1 pseudogene is annotated in these 385 nt (G+C 62.1%); it reads left to right on the top strand.

Annotated features, from left to right (window positions below):
• Positions 1–385: pseudogene (locus EOA23_RS35430) on the top strand (chromosome partitioning protein ParB); the annotation flags it as partial.

Genomic DNA, 385 nt, shown 5'->3' on the forward strand with positions numbered 1-385 from the left:
GCAAAGTCGTCGCCCGTCTGCTGGCACTCCCAGACGACGATGTCCTGCGCGTTCTGGCGCTGGTCATGGCCGAGACGCTTTGCACCGGCAGCGCGATTGTCGAAGCGCTCGGCAATCATCTTGGCCTCGACATGCGCGGCCATTGGCAGGCCGACGATGCCTTCTTCGAGCTGTTGCGCGACAGGCAAGTCGCCACCGAAATCCTCGCCGATGTCGGCGGCAGTCTCGTCGCCGATGGCAATTCTTCGGAGAAGGTGAAGACGCAAAAGAAGATCATTCGCGACTTCCTTTGCGGCGAGAACGGCAGGCAAAAAGTCGACGGCTGGCTGCCGCGCTGGATGGCATTCCCGGTGTCGAGCTACACGAACCGTGGCGGTTTGCGCAC

The sequence above is a fragment of the Mesorhizobium sp. M2A.F.Ca.ET.042.01.1.1 genome, from assembly GCF_003997405.1.
Classification (GTDB): domain Bacteria; phylum Pseudomonadota; class Alphaproteobacteria; order Rhizobiales; family Rhizobiaceae; genus Mesorhizobium.